The organism is Kitasatospora sp. NPDC054768 (assembly GCF_053612025.1).
Map to the genome: position 1 here is coordinate 1 of NZ_JBSHBN010000077.1, position 18,546 is coordinate 18,546.

Consider the following 18,546-nt stretch of genomic DNA (forward strand, 5'->3'; position numbering starts at 1 on the left):
GAAGCCGGGCCCCGCCCGCTCAGCCGGAGAGGCGCCCGGCCGCCTCCTCCTCGGTGAGCGCGTCGATCTCCGCGATCAGCAGCGCCTCGATCCGGGCCGCGAGGGCGGCCGGTGTGCTGCTGTCGAACACGTCGCGGATGGGGATGTCGAGTCCGATCCCGGCCCGGATCCGCGCGGCGACCCGGGTGACCAGGAGGGAGTCCCCGCCGAGCGCGAGGAAGTCGTCGAACACCCCGACCCGCGGGACTCCGAGGACCTCCTGCCACAGGTCGGTGACCAGCTGCTCGGCGTCGGTGCGCGGCGCGACGTAGCCCGACCCGGCGGCCGGCCCGGGGTCGGGCAGGGCCGCGAGGTCGGGTTTGCCGTTCGGGGTCAGCGGCAGCCGGGCCAGGGTGAGCACGGTGTCCGGGACCATGTAGGCGGGAAGCCGCAGGGCGAGGTGCTCGCGCAGCTCGGCCGGTCCGGGCTCGGCACCCGGGCACGGGACGGCGTACGCCAGCAGTCTCCGGCCGTCGCGGACCAGCACGGCGGCCTGCGCGACGGCCGGGTGCGCGGTCAGCGCGGACTCGATCTCCGCGGGCTCGATCCGGTAGCCGCGCAGCTTCAGCTGGGCGTCGCCGCGCCCCAGGAACTCCAGCCGGCCGTCCGCCCGCCACCGGGCGCGGTCCCCGGTGCGGTACATCACGCCGCCGAGGAACGGATCGGGCACGAAGGCGGCCGCGGTCAGGTCGGGCCGGCCCAGGTAGCCCCGGGCCAGGCCGCTGCCGCCGATGTACAGCTCGCCCTCGGCTCCCCGGGGCAGCAGCCCGCCGCGCTCGTCCAGCACGTGCAGCCCGACCCCGGGCAGCGGGCGGCCCAGCGAGGGCCGGCGCTCGGTGTCGGCCGCCGTCAGCTCGGCCGCGGTGACGATCACGGTGGCCTCGGTGGGGCCGTAGGTGTTCACGAGCCGGACGGCGTCCCCGTGCCGTCGGCGCCACCGGGCGACCGTGTCGGCGCGCGCCTCGGAACCGCCGATGACCACCAGGCGCAGTGCCTCCGGCCAGCGGGTCTGCTCGCCGAGGCCGACGAGCTCCTCCCAGTAGGCGGTCGGCAGGTCGAGCACGGTGACGGACCGGCCGGACGGGCCGTCCAGCAGGTCGGGCAGGGTCCGGCCGCCGCCGGGCAGCAGCACCACGCACGCCCCGGCCGCCAGGGCCGGCCAGAGCTCCTCCACGTGGGTGTCGAAGCCGAGGGAGGCGAACTGGACGATCCGGTCGGCGGGGCCCAGCGCGTAGCCGTCCGGGCCCGTCATCCAGTCGACCCGGGCGGACACCGCCGAATGGTCGACGGCGACGGCCTTCGGCGTGCCGGTGGACCCGGAGGTGTAGAGGACGTAGGCCAGGCCCCGCGGGTCGGGCCGGGCGAGGTCGGCGGTCCCGGCGCCGGGCAGATCGGCGGTACCGGCGCCGGGCAGGTCCGCGCCGGTGAGGGTGAGGACGGCGTCGGCCTCGCGGACCATCAGGGCGCGGCGGTCCTCGGGGTGGGCCGGGTCGAGCGGGAGGTAGGCGGCGCCGGCCTTCCAGACCGCGGTCAGGGCGACGACCAGGTCGAAGGAGGGCGCCATCGACACCGCGACCACCCGGCCGGCCACCGGGCCGAGCCGGTGCGCCAGTTCGGTGGACCGCCGGTCGAGTTCGGCGTAGGACAGCGTCCGGCCGTCGCAGTCCAGGGCGGGCGCGTCCGGCCGCGCGGCGACCTGGTCCGCGAACCGCTCCAGCACCGTTCGCACGGTGGCGGGAGCCGTCGGCCCCGCGCCCAGGGCGAGCAGCGCCGCCCGCTCCCGCGCTCCGACGAACCATTCGCCGTGCAGGGGGAGTTCCGGGTCCTCGACGATCCGCGTGTACAGCTCGCGGCACCGGCCGCCGAGCGCCTCGACGGTCTCCCGGTCGAAGAGCTCGCGGTCGTAGCAGAAGGAGAGCGTGATGCCGCCGTCGGCGGTGCGCCAGCTGTCGAGCAGCAGGTCGGTCTTGGCCTGCTCGAAGCCGGAGTCCATGCTCGCGGTGCGGACGCCCGCGGGCAGCGCGGGTTCGCCGGAGCCGTCCGCGAGGTCGTTCTGGCTCTGGTGGACGAAGACGGCCTGGTAGAGCGGTCCGGCTCCGGTGTCCGCGGGCAGGCCGAGGTGGGCGGCGAGCCGCTCGGCCGGGGCGTCGGGACGGCTCAGGGCGGCGAGCGCGGCGGACCTGGTCCGCTTCAGCACCCCGCGGAAGTCGGGGTCCCCGGTCAGGTCCGACCTGATCACCGCGGTGCGGTTGAAGTAGCCGAGCAGCGCTTCGTGCGCCGCCTCGGTGCGGCCCGCCAGCGGGGTGCCGACCACGAAGTCCCGGCAGCCGGTCCAGCGGGCGAGCACGCACTGGTAGCCGGTGAGCAGCACCATGAACGGGGTGCACCGCTCCTGGCGGGCCAGCCGGTCGAGGGCGGCGGTCAGCTCGGGGCCGAGGTCGACGGTGACGAAGCCGGCGGGTCTGGTGGGGTCCGACGGTCTCGGCCGGTCGAACGGCAGGCGCAGCGCTCCGGTGCCGGCGAGCCGGTCCGCCCAGAACCGGAACGCCTCCTCGCCCGCCTCCCCGCCGGTCCTGGCCTGTTCGGCGCGGGCGAAGTCGCCGTACTGCAAGGGGAGTTCGGGAAGATCGGCCGGTGCCTCGCCGATCGCCTCGCGGTAGAGGGCCAGCAGTTCGCGCCACATCGTGCGGAAGGACCAGCCGTCGGCGACGATGTGGTGGACGACGACGCTGACCGCGTGTTCCCGCTCCCCCGCGCTGATCAGGGTCGCGCGCAGGGGCGGCGCGGCGGCGAGGTCGAACGGCGCGTTGACGTACGGGCGGCAGGCGTCGGTGAAGTCCGCCTCGGTGGCTCCCTCGGGCAGGCGGAGGACGACCAGGTCGATCGCGGCGGGGGGCTGGACCAGTTGGACGGGCTCCGCGGCCTCGGGGTCGTCGTACCCGAAGCGGGTGCGGAGGATCTCGTGCCGTTCGGCCAGTCGGCCGAGGGCGGTGCGCAGGGCCCGCGGGTCGATCGGCCCGGTCCAGCGCCGGTTGAGGTACATGTTGAAGCCGGCGTCGTCCGGGTGGAGCTGCTGGAGGAACCAGAGCCGGCGCTGTTCGGCGGTCAACGGGTGGGTGGCGGTGGTGGTCACCGGACGGTCACCTCGGTCTCGGAGCGGTGCGGGAGGGTGGGCGCGGCGGCGGCGTCGGCGTCGGCGTCACTGGACGGCCGGGCGGTGCCGGCGGCCCGGTCCTGGATGGCCTTCAGGCCGACCAGGTCGTCGGGCTCGGCGTCGGGGACGTCCCGGTCGAAGTGCCGCAGCACCGGGACGGCCAGGCAGACCAGCGCGAGGGCGGCCATGGCGAGGCCGAACAGCAGGTAGAGCAGTCCGATGCCGCGGCCCTCGCCGGTGCCGATGAGCCGGCCGACGGTGGAGGCGAGGGCGCCGCCGCGGTCCATCAGCGGCTGGAGGAGTCCGGGGCCGAAGGGGGCGACGACGGCGAACCCGACCGGCAGGGTCGACCAGGCGACCATGGTGTTGACCGCGATCACCCGGCCGTGGAAGCGCAGCGGCACCTTGGTCTGCACGATGGTCGCGTAGGCGCCGTTGAGCAGGGCGAGCGCGAAGGTCATGCCGAACGCGCCGAGGGCGACCGTCCAGATCGACGGGCGCAGCCCGGTGAGCAGGCAGGCCCCGGCGACCGCCAGGGTGGCGAGCAGCACCCCGCGCAGCTTCCGTCGGCGCGGTCCGCCCCAGGCCACCAGGGTGATCCCGCCGAGCACGGCGCCGAGGCCGGCCGCCGTGGACACCCAGCCGGCCGCGGAGAGCGGGGCGAAGGAGAGCACGAGCGGGGTGGTGAGCAGGAACAGCGGGGAGAGGAAGACGTTCAGGACCGCGAAGTACAGCAGCATCGCGCGGAAGTGGCTGCTGCCGAGGGCCCGTCGGAAGCCTTCGCGGATCTCGGCGGGAATGCTCTCCCGCCGGGTGGAGCCCATCACGTCCGGGAAGCGCACGGCCAGGGTGACGCCGACGGCGACCGCGTAGCCGGCCACGTCGAGGGCGAGGATGCCGCCGAGTCCGATGGCGGCGAGCAGGCCGACGGCGAACAGCGGGACGAGGAACTGGGCGAGGCCGAAGGCCATCTGGACCACGCCGTTGGCGCGGCCGAGGTAGCGCTTGGGGACGAGCTGCGGCACGGCCGCGTTCCAGGCGAGCCGTTGGAAGGAGAGGGCGGCGGACAGCACGGCGACGAGCGCGTAGGCGTGCCAGACCTCCAGTCCGCCGGTGGCGTACAGCAGGAGCAGGACGACCTGGGTGAGGCCGGCGGCGAGGTCGCCGAGGAGCATGGTCCGGCGCCGGTCGCCCCGGTCGACGATCGCGCCGGCGATCGGGGCGGCGAGGATGCCGGGCACCAGGCCGCAGGCGGCCAGCAGCCCGAACTGGGCGAGGGAGCCGGTGCGCAGGTAGATCCAGACCGGGAGGGCGAACTCGGTGAGCGCCGATCCGATCATCGACACCTGCTGCCCGGAGGCGACGGTGAGGAAGCGGCGCATGGTCGGGCGGACGGGCGCCTGCGCGTCCTGCGTGACCGGCCGTTCGGCGCCCCGGGAGAGCCCGGCCAGCCACCAGGTGGCGCCGTCCGTCCGACGGTGGCGGTCCTCCTGCCCCGCGGCGATCGACCGGTGGACGCCGGTGACGACGGCCGCGAGTTCGGCGGCCCGGTACTTGAGGTAGAAGTGGCCGGCCTCGTCGAGGACCACCACGGCGGTGGTGTCGGCGATCCGGTGCCACTCGCGGAAGCGCTCCTGGTAGAACTCGGTGGCCGGGTCGCGGTCGCCGCAGACCGCGATCACGGGGGCCTTGATCCGTCCGCCCTCGGTCCCGAACATCCGGGTGAAGTACCGTTCGACGTCCTTGGTGCCGGTGCGGCGGTTGCGGACGATCAGCCGCAGCTGCTCCGGGTCCAGGTCGTCGGTGTCCATCCCGGCGGCGGCCAGACCGTTGATCATGTCCTGGTCGCTGCGCATCCGGTCGAGGAGTTCGGCCCACCGCTCGCCGACGGCCGCGCCGCGTCCCCTGGGGCGGGCGAAGGGGAAGATGCCGCCGAGGTGGACGGCGTCGATCTCCCGGCCGGCGGCCTCGACCCGGCGGGCGATCTCGACGGCGAGGCGCACGCCGACCCCGCAGTGCCCGTACAGCACGATCCGGCCCTCGACGCCCTCGACGATCTCGCGCGCGCACCGGTCGGCGACCTCGTCGACGTCCATCGGTTCCTCGCCGAGTTCGTGGCCGGGGACGGCGATGGAGTGCAGCGCCCAGTCCTCGGGCAGGGCGTCGGCGAGCGGCTTGTAGATCAGCGCGCTGCCGCCGCCGTAGGGGGCGCAGACCACGCTCGCGGTGGTGCGGCGGCGTTCGGGGGTGAGCCGGTGCAGCAGCCGCTGCGGTCCGCGGTCGGCGCCCGGGTCGGTGACGAGCCCGGCGAGCTGCCGGACGGTCGGGAAGCGGAAGAGGTCCATCACGCCGACCGGGGTCGGCAGGTCGGGGAAGGTGCGGCGCAGCCGGGCGACGACCTGGGTGGCGAGCAGCGAGTGCCCGCCGATCTCGAAGAAGTCGTCCAGGGCGCCGACCTTCGCGACGTCGAGCACCTCGGCCCAGATCGCGGCGATCAGCGTCTCGGTGTCGCCCTCGGGTTCGACGTGTCCGGCGGCCGGGGCGGTGTCCTCGGGTTCGGGCAGCGCCTTGCGGTCGACCTTGCCGTGGGCCAGCAGCGGCAGGCGGTCCAGGACGACGTACCGGGCGGGGACCATGTAGTCCGGCAGGACCTCGCCGAGCGTCACCCGCAGTTCGGCCGCGGCGGGGACGGCCGCGTCGGCCGCGCGTTCGAGGTAGGCGACGAGGTTCTGCCGGATCCCCTCGCCCCGGACGGTGACGAAGGCCTGGGTGACGCCGGGCAGCGCGGTGAGCGCGGCCTCGATCTCGCCGGGCTCGACCCGGTAGCCGCGGACCTTGATCTGGTCGTCGGCGCGGCCCAGGTACTCCAGCACGCCTCCCCCGGCCTCCGGCCGCCAGCGGGCCAGGTCGCCGGTGCGGTACATCCGGCCGCCGGCGAACGGGTCCTCGACGAAACGTTCCGCCGTCAGCTCGGGACGGCCCAGGTAGCCGCGGGCCAGCCGGTCCCCGCCGAGGTACAGCTCGCCCGTCACGCCGGGCGGCACCGGCCGCCGGGCCGTGTCCAGGACGTAGCAGCGCGCGCCGGCGAGCGGGGTGCCGATCGGGGTGTTCCCCGGGCCGTGCTCCCCCGGCAGGACCTCGTGGACGGTGACGCCGACCGTCGCCTCGGTGGGGCCGTAGTGGTTGAACACCGCGCAGCCGCCCCGGCCGGCCAGGTCGGCGGCCCAGGCCCGGGACGAGGCCTCCCCGCCGAGCACCAGGGCGCGGCGCGGCAGCAGGCGTTCGAGCGGGGCGTCGGCGGACAGCGCGGCCAGGTGGGAGGGCGTCATCTTGAGGTAGTCGAGCGCCGACGCCTCGATGTGTGCGGCGAGTTCGGCGCCGGCGATGCGCCGCGGCAGCAGGTGCACCCGGCCGCCGGTGGTGAGCGCCAGGTAGAGCATGGTGATGCTGAAGTCGAAGGACAGGGACTGCAGCAGCCCGTAGCGGGCGCCGGGCTCGATCCGCAGCCGTTCCCGCACGCCGGCCAGGTAGTTGAGGATCTCGCGGTGCTGCACCGCGACGCCCTTGGGCTGCCCGGTGGAGCCGGAGGTGTAGATGACGTACGCGAGGTCGTCCGGTCCGGACGCCTCGGCGAGCGGCGCGTCGTCCGAAACCCGGTGCGGCGCGGGGTCGGCGCGGTCCACCAGCAGCTCCGCGCCCCCGTACGCGGGGAACCGCTCCCGCAGCTCCGAGTCGGTCACCAGCACCCGCACGTCCGCGTCGGCCACCAGGTGGGAGAGCCGCGCGGGCGGCTGCTCCGGGTCCAGCGGCAGGTAGCAGCCGCCGGCCTTCAGCACGGCGACCAGGGCGACCGCCAGGTCCGGGGACTGTTCCAGGCACACCGCCACCCGGTCGTCCCGGCCGACGCCCAGCGCCCGCAGCCGCCGGGCCAGGGCGGTCGCCCGTGCGTCGAGTTCGCGGTGGGTGACGGTGGCGTCCTCGAAGACCAGCGCGGGGCGGTCGCCCGCCCGCCGGGCCGCCGCCGCGAGCAGCGCGGTCAGCGTTCCGGGCCCGTCCTCGGGGAGCGCCGGGCCGGCCGCCCACTCCTCGACCAGGTCGCGGTGCTCGGTGCCGGTCGTCACCGGCAGGTCCTCGACGGCCCGGTCCGGATCGGCCGTGGCCGCCGTCATCAGGACCTCGAACCGCTCGGTGAGCCGTCGCACGGTGTCGGCGTCGAAGAGGTCGGTCCGGTAGGTGATCAGCCCGAAGAGCCCGCCGTCCTTCTTCTCCCGCAGGTAGAAGGCGAGGTCGGAGTGGCTCGTGGTGGCGGCGTGCCCGAATCCCTCCGCGGTGGCGGCGGGTGCGGTGGGGGCGGCGCGGTCGCCGTAGTTCTGGAACGCGAAGGTGGCCTGGAACACCGCCGAGCGGCTGACGTCGCGCTCGATGTCCAGGTCGGCGACCATCTGCTCGAAGGGCACCTCCTGGTGGGTGTAGGCGTTCAGCGTGGTCTCCCGCACCCGGCCGACCAGCTGTCCGAAGGTGAGTCCTTCGTCCAGCCGGGCGCGGATCGGCAGCATGTTGACGAAGGCCCCGACCACCGCCTCCAGTTCCCGGTGGAGACGGCCGGCCACGGCCGAACCGATCGCGAAGTCCCGCTGGCCGGTGTGCCGGCCGAGCAGCACCTGGAGCCCGGCCATCAGCACCATGTACGTCGACGCGCCGCGGGCGCGGGCGCACTCGGCGACGGCGCGGGCGAGTTCCGGGCTCCAGTGCAGTTCCACGGCGGCGCCGTCGAAGGTGAGCAGCGGCGGCCGGGGGCGGTCGACGGGCAGTTCCAGGGCGGGGACGTCGGCGAGTTCGGTCCGCCAGTAGTCGCGGGAGGCGGCCAGGGCGCCGCTGTCCAGCCGGTCCCGCTGCCAGCGCGCGTAGTCCCCGAACTGGACGGGGACGGGCGGGAGTTCGTGCTCCGTGCCGTGGGCGTACCGGGCGTGGAGCAGGTCCAGTTCGCGGTTGAGGATGTCGATCGACCAGCCGTCGCCGACGATGTGGTGCATGACCAGGGCGAGGACGTGGTCCTCGGCGGAGAGCCGGACGAGCAGGGCGCGCAGCAGCGGCCCGGTCGCGAGGTCGAAGGGTCTGGCGACCAGCGCCCCGATCTCGTCGGCGGCTCTTCGGCCGGGGTCGGGATCGTCCGAGGCGTCCACGAACGCGGCGGCGAAGGGGCCCGGTTCGGCGATCAGGACCTCGGCCCTGCCGTCCTCCGTGACCGGGAAGGTCATCCGCAGGCCCTCGTGCCGTGCCACCAGGGCGGCCAGGGCGGTGTCCAGCGCCGAGCGGTCCAGCGGGCCGCGCAGCCGCCGGGCCGGGGCGAGCGTGTAGGCCGTCCCGCCGGGCGAGAACTGGTCCATGAACCAGAGCCGTTCCTGTCCGCTGGACAGGGGCGGGGCGCTGCCCTCCGGGCGGGGCTCGACCACCCGCACCGGGGCCACGGCGCCGCGCAGGCGCTGGGCGAGGAGGGATCGTTTGGTGGCGGACCAGTCTGCGGGCAGGTCCTGGGTGTCGGTCATCGGCAGTCCGTTCGGGCGTGGAGCGGGGAGGACGCGCAGGGGCGGTCGGCGGCGGTCAACGCCGCTCTCGCACGACGTCGGCCAGGGCAGCCGGGGTGGAGGCGTCGAAGAACAGGTCGAAGGCGAGCTCGACCCCGAAGGCGGCGCGGATCCGGGCGGTGATCTGGATGATCGTCAGCGAGTGTCCGCCGTGGTCGAAGAGGTCGTCCTCGGGGCCGAGGCCGCAGACACCCAGGACCTCCTCCCAGATCGCCAGGACGCCCGCCGTGACGTCGTCGGCCTCCGCCGCTACCGCGGCCCGCTCGCGCGGCGGGTCGGGCAGCGCGCGCCGGTCGAGCTTGCCGCTCGGGGTGAGCGGCAGGCGGTCGAGGGTGACGAACTGCCGGGGCACCATGATCGCGGGCAGGGTGCGCAGCAGGTGGTCCCGCAGGTCCGCGTCGGGCAGCGGTGCGCTGTCGGGAGCGGGCACCCGGTAGCCCACGAGGGCGGGCTCCCCCTCGGCCTGCTCGCGGACGGCGACGGCCGCCGCGGCGACGGCCGGGTGGTCGAGCAGCGCGGCCTCGATCTCGCCGAGTTCGATCCGGTGGCCGCGGATCTTCACCTGGTCGTCGATCCGGCCGTGGAACTCCAGTTCGCCGTCCCGCGTCCACGCCACGAGGTCGCCGGTGCGGTACATCCGGCCGCCGGCGAACGGGTCACCGACGAATCGTTCCGCCGTCAGTTCGGGCCGCCCCCGGTAGCCGTCCGCGAGGCCGTCGCCGCCCAGGTGGAGCTCTCCGGGGATCCCGATCGGCACCGGGAGGCCGTCGGCGTCCAGGACGTACGCCCTGGTGTTGGCGACCGGCCGGCCGATCACCACGGTGTCCGGCTCCGCGGGGACGTCGGCGCAGGTGGCGTAGATCGTCGCCTCGGTCGGGCCGTACCCGTTGATCAGCCGGCCGAGGGAGCCCCGGAGCTCGCGGGCCAGCGGGAGCGGCAGCGCCTCCCCGCCCACGATCCCGGTCAGCCCGGCCGGCAGGGGCCCGGCGCTGAGCAGCACGCGCCAGCCCGAGGGGGTCGCCTGCAGATGGGTCACGCCCTCCCGCCGGATCAGCCCGACGGTGCCCGGCGCGTCCAGGGCGGCGCCGTCCGGTGCGAGGACCAGCCGGCCGCCGGTGACCAGCGGCAGCAGGATCTCCAGCCCGGATATGTCGAAGGAGAGCGAGGTCAGGCCGAGCCAGACGTCCTGCGGTCCCGAGCCCAGCCGGTCCGCGAAGGAGGTCAGGAGGTTCACCAGGGCCCGGTGCCCGATCTCCACGCCCTTGGGCCGCCCGGTCGAGCCGGAGGTGTACAGCACGTAGGCGAGGTCGCCGGACGGGGCCGGCTCCGCCCCCGGGGCCGTCGGTTCCGTGCGGCCGCCGCCGAGGCGCAGGACGGCCGGTGCCGCCGCCACCACGTCGGCAGCGGGCTCCCGGTCGGCGACCAGCAGGGCGGCGCCCGAGTCGGCGAGCAGGAACGCGAGCCGCTCGGCGGGGTGGCCGGGGTCGAGCGGCAGGTAGGCGGCCCCGGCGGCGTGCACCGCGAGCAGGACGGCGGGCAGGTCGGCGGAGCGCTCCAGGTGCAGGGCGACGACGTCACCGCGGCGGACCCCGGCCCCGCCCAGGACGGCGGCCAGTTCGTCGATCCGCTCCACCAGCGCGCGGTAGGTCAGCCGCTCGGTGCCCGCGCTGACGGCGACGGCGTCCGGCGTCTCGGCGGCCCGATCCCGCACCAGGTCCAGCGCCGCGCGCTCGCGCGGATAGGCGTGGGCGGTGGCGTTCCACTCCTCCGCCACCAGGTGCCGCTCGCACTCGCCCAGCAGCGGCAGGGCGCTCAGCGGCGTCTCGGGCGCGGCCGTCGCGGCCTCCAGCAGGGCCGTCCAGTGCCCGGCGATCCGGTCCACGGCCTCCGGCGACAGGACCGCCGGAGCGTACTGGAGCGAGAACGCGAGCCCGTCGGCGGTGTCGACAGCCTGGAGGTGCAGGGTGTTGCGGGCGGCGCCGTTGAACACCGCGCGGTCCACCCGCACGGTGCTTCCCGGGAACACCGGGTCCGCGGCCGCGCCGCGCCGGTAGCCGAACGACACGGGGGCCAGCCCGGCGCGCGGCGTGAGGCCGCCGACCGCCGCACCGAAGGGCACCGGGCGGAACGGGTACCCGCCACGGGCCTCGGCCCGCACGGCCCGGGCAAAGGCGGCGAAGGACGTCCGGGCGGTCACCCCGGCCGGTGCGTGCACCGGCAGCTCGTTGACGAACAGCCCGATCTCCCCGGCCTGTTCGGGGGTCCGGACGGACAGCGGCACGGCGACCGGGACGGCCTCGCCGCCGTAGCGCAGCAGCAGGGCGTGCAGGGCGGCGAGCAGGAACTCGAAGACGGTGACGCCGCAGCGCTCGGCGGCCTCGGCCAGGTCCGCCCGGCCCCGCGCGTCGATCCGCCACGCGTCGGACTCGCCGGACGCCGGGGCCGTGACGGCGTGCGGCAGTCCCGGGAGGACGGGCTCCGTCGCCGCGGCCCACCGCGGGTCGTACCAGTCGGCGGCCCGGCGGACGAGGTCGGGGTCGGGCGGGGAGAGGGGCGCGGACGGGATCCGGTCGGCGGCCGGGGCGGCCTCGCCCAGGGCCTGCGCGTAGGCCGCGGCGAGTTCCGCCACCAGGATGTCCTTCGACTCCCCGTCGAAGACCGCGTGGTGCACGACGGCCAGCAGTTCCGCCGCCTCACCGCTGCCGCGGTAGAGGGTGAACCGGGCCAAGGGGCCCGCCTGGAGGTCGAACGGTCGTGCCGTGTCCTCGGCCAGCCGCTTCTCCCGGCCCCGCGCGCACTCCTCGGAGGCGTCGACCACGTCGAGGACCGGGACGGGGCCGGGCTCCAGCACGAGGCTGCCGTCGCGTTCCACGAACACCCGGGACAGGGCGGGGTGACGTGCCGTCACCGTCGAGACGGCCCGGGCGAGGGCCTCGGCGTCGACCCGGTCGAAGGAGAGCAGGACGGGCATGTGGAACACCCCGTGCGCCCGGCCGAGGCGCTCGGTGAACCAGACGCCCCGCTGGAAGGGCGAGGCGGGCAGGGGGAGGGAGTGTGGCATGTGCGGCTCGATTCGGCAGTCGGTGAATGGCGCGTTCCCCGTGGCCGGGCGCCGACGTGGCCGGCACCGCGGATGCTCTGGCGGCCCGGCCTCCGGGTGGCGTCCGACCGGCTCCCGGCCGGCCGACGGGCCGCTCCGGCCTCGACCCTCCCGGCCCGCAGATCCCCCCTGCGCACGACCGGTTCGGAGCCGGTCCTCTCCCCCGATGAAAAAGACCGATCTTGGTCCAGACCTGCCGAGAGGTTGGCAGAGATGCCCACCGCCGTCAAGGGTCGTCCACCCCGCTGACAAAGGCGTCATGAACGCGTCCAGCCTGCGGGAATGCCGTCCCGGGAGGCCTTCTGATCGTTCGTCATCGTCGTACCGCCCGCCGACCGGACCACGGGGCGCCGACGGGCCCCGCGCCCTCGCCCGGCCGTGCCCCGCCCGGGGCGCGCCGCTCCGGGCTACCCCGGCGGGTCCGCGTGACGCCGCGGAACCGCCCCGGGCCGGCTCCGGATCAGGCGAGCGGGCGGCAGAGCAGGGCGGCCGGGGCCCCGTACTGGAGGCGCTGCCAGGTGGAGGCGACACCGGCCAGGTACTCGCCGTCCGCGCACTGGCCCTTGTAGCGGCCCGGCGCCCAGTCGCTCGCCACCGAGCCGCCCGTGGCGGGCCGGTTGTCGCCCCGGTCGAACCAGAGGGTGCGGCCGTTCAGCGGCAGCGGGGCGGCCGCGGGTGCGCACAGCAGGGCGGCCATGCCGTTGCCGTGCACGCCGTAGCCGACCGCGAAGGTGCGGTCGGGGCACTGGAGCTTGTCGTAGCCGGACGCCCAGTCGCCCCCGGTGACGTAGCGCTCGTCGGTGACGGTGGTCCAGTCGCCGCTGCCGGCGGCCGGTTCGCCCGCGTCGGTGCACAGCGCCCGGCTGTCGCCGCGAGCGAGGGCGGTCAGCCGCTGGCCGTCCGGGCAGTTGCCCTTGCGGTTGCCCGGGCTCCAGTCCGCGCGGGCGAGCATCCGCCGGGAGAGGTCCTGGTCGCCGTGGTCGAGGGCGAGCAGGTTCCAGTGGGTCACCGCAGGCACCGGGCCGCTCGCCGCCGGGGCGTCGATCAGCCTCGTCCAGTCGGCGGCCCGCCAGTCGCCGGGGTCGGTGAGGCCGGTGCGCCTGCCGTCGGGGCCGTAGGAGAGCAGCGCCCAGGTGTCCAGCGGGCGGCCGGCGGCGTCGGCCCAGCCGACCAGCGGCCAGAAGGCGAAGTCGGCGTCCTCGCGGACCAGGATGTCGGTGAACGCGTGCAGCCAGGCCTGCTCCTTGGCGTCGGTCGAGCCCCGGCCGCCCGCGCCGAACTCGCTGATCCACACCGGGGCGGTGAAGTGCTGCCCGGCCCCGGTGACGAACAGCGCCTCGTCGTCCACCACCCGGGCGAGCTGCTCCGGGGTGAAGTCCTGGTAGCGCGGGTCGGCGGTGGATCCCGGGCCGCTGCCCGCACCGGTGTTGGCCGGGCCGGTGTAGGCGTAGAAGTGCGCGGAGTAGACCAGCTTGCCGGAGTCGATCAGGGTGTTGGAGAGGTTGCGCACCGGGGTGAGCATCGGGCGGCCGTGGCTGAACCCCGCGGCGGGGACGCCGTACCAGTTGATGCCCTCCATGACGACCAGCAGGTCCGGGTCGGCCTGGAGGATGCGGTTGCCCGCCTCCTCGAAGGCGGCGTACTCGTCGTGGGCGTCGCCGAGGCCCCAGTTGGGGTCGTCCCAGACGTCCCGGCGGACCTCGTTGCGCAGGTCGGCGCCGACCACCCGCTTGTCGGCCTTGTAGCGGTTCACCATGAACAGCCAGTCGTCCTCCCACTGCGCGGTCGACTGGCCGCTGTTCCAGCGCTCGTTGCCGTCCAGGCCGCAGCAGAAGCGGTAGCTCGTGGTGTGGTTGTTGAGGATCACCGCGAAGCCGTCGGCGGTGAGCGCGGCCACCACGGCGTCGAAGACCTGGAGCGGGGTCCGGCCGCGCAGCTGGGGGTTGGCGGCGACGGCGGAGTCCGGGACGGGGACGGTGTCGTGGATCATCGCGTTGGCGAACGGCAGCCGGATGCTGTTGACGCCGAGCCCGTGGAAGTCGGCCAGCAGCCGGGCCACCGGCACCCGGTCCAGGCCCAGCGGGATGTTGTGCGACACCTGCCCGGCCTGGTTGTTCGCCGGATCGTCGGCGCTCCCGCTGCCCTGCCAGGTGCCCTGCGCACCGGCCCAGTTGGCGGACTTCAGCTTGAAGCGCTCACCGTCGGCGTCCACCACGTAGCGCCCGCGGGTGCTCAGCGGTCCGGTCCAGGACGCGGCCGGTCGGGCCTCGGGTCCGCCGTCCGGCGCCGCGACCCCGGGGCCCGCCGCCAGGACGGCGAGCACCGGCAGGGCCGCGGCCAGGGCGAGCAGACGCGCCGCAAGACTCTTCATGATCGTCCCCGCTGTGGTGAGGTGGCTCGGGCCGTGACCGGGCGCACCGGCGCCGTCGACGGGGGACGACGATATGACGGAACCTCAGGCACGGGAAGGGCGCGTGCCGTCCTCCCGGCGAAATCCGGGTGAACGTCAGCGGACGCGCCACAGGACGCGGCGCACCCGGGGCCACCGTGACGCGGCGGCGAGGAAGCCGGCCGCCGTCAGCAGCCGGGCGCCCGCCGAGATCCACAGCAGCACCCGGCCGAGTGGGCGCAGCCAGTCCACCCGCGTCGCCGTCGCGGCGGTCAGGGCGGCGACGGCGGCGGCTGGGCGCACTACGTCGGGCAGGAGAAGTGCCGCCCGTCCACCGGCTGGGCGACGCTGGCCGGGGCCGCCGACTGGGCCCGCCCCGCGCGGCAGGCCATCGGCACCGGGTGGTTCTTCCTCCACACCGACCAGTGGCGCTACGACCACTTCCGCGCCGAGGTGCTCGCCTCCCCGCTGGGCTCCGGGGCCTTCCGGGGGATGACCGCCGCCGACTGCCTGGCCCAGGCCGCCCGCACCGGCTGGATGCCCTCCTACCCGACCTTCGACCGCAACCCGCTGGACCTCGGGGACGCCGAGGACCCGGTGGCCTCCACCGTGGCGGAGCTCGGGGCCGGGACGCTGCGGTTCGCCGGCGAGGACCCGGACGCCCCCGGGAACTGGCCGCGGGTACTCACCCTGTGGCGCTCCAACCTGTTCGGTCCCTCCGCGAAGGGCGCCGAGTACTTCTCCCGGCACCTGCTCGGCACCCACTCCGGTCTGCGCGCCGCCGAGGCCCCCGAGTCGGTCCGTCCGCGCGACGTGCGCTGGCGCGACGAGGCCCCGGAGGGCAAGCTCGACCTGCTGCTCTTCGGCGAGATCTGCCTCGGCCTGTACAGCAAACTCACCAACTCCGGCCCGAGCGGGGGCTACGACTACCGCTCCACCATCGCCCCCTGGGCCCGCAGCCTGTTCACCCTGCGGCCCGACACCGGCCTGTGGGCCGGCGTCCCCACCACCTGCCAGGCCCACGCCGTGCTCGGCATGCTGGTGATCGCCGTGGTGCCGTACACCCGGCTGGTGCACATGTTCAGCGCGCCGTGGTTCTACCTGTTCCGCCCGTACCTGGTCTACCGCAGCCGCCCCGCCGGGCAGCCGGCCGAGCGCGCGCCGCGCCGCGGCTGGGAGGGCATCGACTCCTGAGCCGGCGGCCGCCGGGCCCTGCCGGCCTGGCTTCAGTTCCCGCTGGGCCGGTTGGGCGGACTCCCCCACCTCCTGCCGGGCGTGTCCGCCGCCCAGGCCGGACACTGCAGGTGCTGCGGATCGGCCGGACTGCGCCGCCCGGCCCCCCGGGACGAAGGGAACTCGGTGTTCAACCTCGTGGATCTGGCGTTGGAGAAGGTCATCACCGACCGGCTGCCGGGCGTGCGCGTCGACTTCGCGGTGCCCACCCGCGCCTGGAGTGCCCATGCAGCGGCGAACACCGTGAACGTCTATCTCTACGACGTGTGCGAGGACCTGGAACGCCGTCAGGCCGGCAGCGTACGCGCCGGCGGATGGCCCCTTCCATTCGTCCTGGAGTCGGATCCTCCCCGCTACGCCCGGGTGTCCTATCTGATCAGCACGTGGGGCGGCGCCCCACAGGACCACCACAAGCTGCTGGGGCGGCTCTTCGCCGCCCTGACCCACGTACGCTCCCTCGACCTCGGTGCCGCCGACTCCGACTCCACGGCCCCGTTCCACGTCGGCCTGCCGTGGGCCGGGGACCGTACGCACGCCGAGCTGTGGAACGCGGTGGACAACGCGCTCTCCCCTTCCCTGCACGTCACGGTGAGCGTTCCGCTGCCCGCCTACGATCCACCGACGGAGGTCCTGGTGGTGCGGTACGACCCGGTCGTCACCGTCCACCCCGGGGTGGAGAACCCGGAGGGGACGGGCAGCCCGGCGGACGACGGGCCGTCAGCCGACACCACCGTGCCCACCGGGGGCCGGCCATGACACAGACCGCCACTCCGTCCTTCGAGGCCCCGCCCGCCGAGTCCCCGGTTCGGCCCCTGCCCGCGGCGGGCGTCACCGGACATACCTGCCTCCTGGACCAGCTCGCCTCGCTGGAACGGCGGGTGCACCACGCCCTCTCCTCGCGCACGACGCCGACGGGCTCCCCCGGTCCACCGGACGACGAGGACGCGGTGCCCTTCACCACGCTCGAATCGCCCGCCGAGCACGCCACCCGGTCGTCACCGCTGCGCCGCCTCGCGCACACCTTCGGCCTGGGCCCCGTCGACCTGTCGGTGTTCCTCATCGCTCTCGCCCCCGACCTCGACCGCCGCTTCGAACACCTCTACGCCTGCCTCAACGACGACCCGACGCTTCCCCATGCGACCGTCGCCCTCGCCCTCACCCTCAGCGGCGTGCCCGCCCTCTCGACCACCGCGAGGGCAGTCGTCTCGCCCACCGGGCCGTTACGCTCCGGCGGGCTGCTGGCCGTGGAGGACTCCGGCCGCCCCTTCCTGTCCAGGGCCCTGTGCGTTCCCGACCGGGTCGCCGACCACCTCCTCGGCCACGACGCGTTCCCCCGTCGGCTGCGCCCGTTCCTGACCTCCCTCCCGACGCCACCACCGCTGCCGGGCCCGGTCCGGGCGGCCGCCGACCGCCTCGCGGCGGTCCTGGGCGCGCCCGAAAGGCGGCCCGTCCACCTCCGCCACCGACCCGGGCACGCCGGCGGAGAAGCCGAGACGGTCGCCGCCGCGGCAGCGCACGCACTCGGCCACCCGGTCCTGCGTCTGGACTGGGACGGCCTCGGCGCCCATTCCGACGCGGACGCCCTCCTGGCCGCTACCGTCCTGGAAGCCCGGCTGCGCGAGGCCGTCCTGCTGGTCGTCCTGCCGCCCTCGACCACGGCCGACCACGACCACGACCGCGCGCCGGAGCTGTGGTCGCGCCTCGCCGAAGCCGCGGGCGTGCTCCCTCTGGTCCTGACCGGCACGAACCCCGGGGACACCGCACCGACCCGCCTCGCCCCGGTGTTCCTGGACTGCCCCGCGACCACGGCCACCGAACGGGCCGCACTCTGGCGCGCCGAACTGGCCGGCCTGCCGGGCCTGGACCCGGACCGCGTGGCCGGCCTCATGGCCTCCTACCGGCTGGCGCCGCACCTGGTCCCCGCCGTCGTGGCCACCGCCCGCCGCCAGGCCCACTCCATGGACCGCGCCCCGGCCCCGGGGGACCTGGCCGCCGCGGCCCGCCTGCACCGCGGCGGTGCCCTGACCCGCCTCGCACGCCGGGTGGATCCCGCCGCGCGATGGGCGGACCTGGTGCTCCCGGACCCGACCGCCGGCAGCCTGCGGGCCCTCGCCAACCGGGTGCGCCACCGCGACCGGGTGCTGGGCGAATGGGGCCTGCGCCCGGGAGCCGCCCGCGGACACGGTGTGAGCGCCCTGTTCACCGGCCCCTCCGGCACCGGAAAGACCCTCGCGGCCGAAGTGGTCGCCGCCGACCTCGGCTTCGACCTGCACGTGGTGGACCTCTCCACCGTCATGAGCAAGTACATCGGCGACACCGAGAAGCACCTGGAGAACCTCTTCGCCGAGGCGGAAGGCCTCAACGGGATCCTCCTCTTCGACGAGGCCGACGCCGTGTTCAGCACCCGCACCGCCGTCCGCGACGCCCACGACCGCCACGCGAACGCCACCACCGCCTACCTGCTCCAGCGTCTGGAGGCCTTCGACGGGGTCACCCTCCTCACCTCGAACCTCCACGCCAACATCGACAGCGCCTACCTGCGCCGTTTCGACTTCGTCATCCCCTTCCCCCTCCCGGACGAGGAGGGACGCCGCGCCCTCTGGGACGCCTGCCTCGGGCCGTCCGCGCCACGCACCGACGGCCTCGACCTCACCCTGCTCGCCCGCAGGTTCGAGCTGACCGGTGGGGACATCCGCTGCTGCGCCACCACCGCCGCCTATCGCGCGGCCCACGACGGCCGGCCCATCGGCACCGCCGACCTGCTGGACGCCGTACGGATCGAACACCACAAGCTGAACCGCTACGTCGACGAGCAGAAGTTCACCCTCCCCGGCCCCGACTGACCGGAGTTCCCCGTGTACGCACACCCGAAGAAAGCCGGACCCCTGAACGACAACCGGTCCCAGCAACCGCCCGCCCACAGGACGGGACGGGAGGTGTCCCGACGGGGCGGCCTCCTCGCCTTCTCCCGGGAAACCGGAAAGGGTGCCGCTTTCAGCCAGTACTCGGCACCGTCCCGCACCGACCGAACATGCTTCTACCGAGC

8 protein-coding genes and 1 pseudogene are annotated in these 18,546 nt (G+C 75.1%); 4 read left to right on the plus strand and 5 right to left on the minus strand.

Annotated features, from left to right (window positions below; translation table 11 throughout):
- Positions 1–19: 19 nt before the first annotated feature.
- The 5 genes from ACWGKU_RS22585 to ACWGKU_RS22605 form a co-directional block, all read right to left on the minus strand.
- A complete protein-coding gene (locus tag ACWGKU_RS22585; protein ID WP_452191541.1) occupies positions 20–3,172 on the minus strand; it encodes a non-ribosomal peptide synthetase in 3,153 nt (1,050 codons plus the stop codon).
- A complete protein-coding gene (locus ACWGKU_RS22590; RefSeq protein ID WP_452178665.1) occupies positions 3,169–8,739 on the minus strand; it encodes an amino acid adenylation domain-containing protein in 5,571 nt (1,856 codons plus the stop codon). Before ACWGKU_RS22590 ends, ACWGKU_RS22585 begins: the two co-directional genes overlap by 4 nt.
- Before the next feature lie 55 nt (positions 8,740–8,794).
- Positions 8,795–11,839 (minus strand): non-ribosomal peptide synthetase, encoded by a 3,045-nt coding sequence (locus tag ACWGKU_RS22595; protein WP_452178666.1) that lies wholly within the window; start codon positions 11,837–11,839, stop codon positions 8,795–8,797.
- 499 nt (positions 11,840–12,338) lie between these two features.
- A complete protein-coding gene (locus ACWGKU_RS22600; RefSeq protein WP_452178667.1) occupies positions 12,339–14,249 on the minus strand; it encodes a glycoside hydrolase family 5 protein in 1,911 nt (636 codons plus the stop codon).
- A gap of 135 nt (positions 14,250–14,384) precedes the next feature.
- Positions 14,385–14,570, minus strand: coding sequence for a hypothetical protein (locus ACWGKU_RS22605; RefSeq protein WP_452178668.1), 186 nt, complete (start codon positions 14,568–14,570; stop codon positions 14,385–14,387).
- Between ACWGKU_RS22605 and ACWGKU_RS22610 the strand changes: the two are divergent.
- From ACWGKU_RS22610 to ACWGKU_RS22625, 4 genes and pseudogenes are all read left to right on the plus strand, one after another.
- Positions 14,535–15,128 (plus strand): annotated as a pseudogene (locus tag ACWGKU_RS22610) (nitrate reductase subunit alpha); the annotation flags it as partial. The gene ACWGKU_RS22605 and the pseudogene ACWGKU_RS22610 overlap by 36 nt on opposite strands.
- Positions 15,123–15,461: a respiratory nitrate reductase subunit gamma gene (locus ACWGKU_RS22615; RefSeq protein WP_452178682.1), complete on the plus strand. Its 339-nt coding sequence runs from the start codon at positions 15,123–15,125 to the stop codon at positions 15,459–15,461. The pseudogene ACWGKU_RS22610 and the gene ACWGKU_RS22615, both read left to right, overlap by 6 nt.
- A gap of 165 nt (positions 15,462–15,626) precedes the next feature.
- Positions 15,627–16,256: a DUF4255 domain-containing protein gene (locus tag ACWGKU_RS22620; protein WP_452178669.1), complete on the plus strand. Its 630-nt coding sequence runs from the start codon at positions 15,627–15,629 to the stop codon at positions 16,254–16,256.
- On the plus strand, positions 16,253–18,343 hold the full coding sequence (locus ACWGKU_RS22625; protein ID WP_452178670.1) for an ATP-binding protein: 2,091 nt from the start codon (positions 16,253–16,255) through the stop codon (positions 18,341–18,343). Before ACWGKU_RS22620 ends, ACWGKU_RS22625 begins: the two co-directional genes overlap by 4 nt.
- Positions 18,344–18,546: the final 203 nt, after the last annotated feature.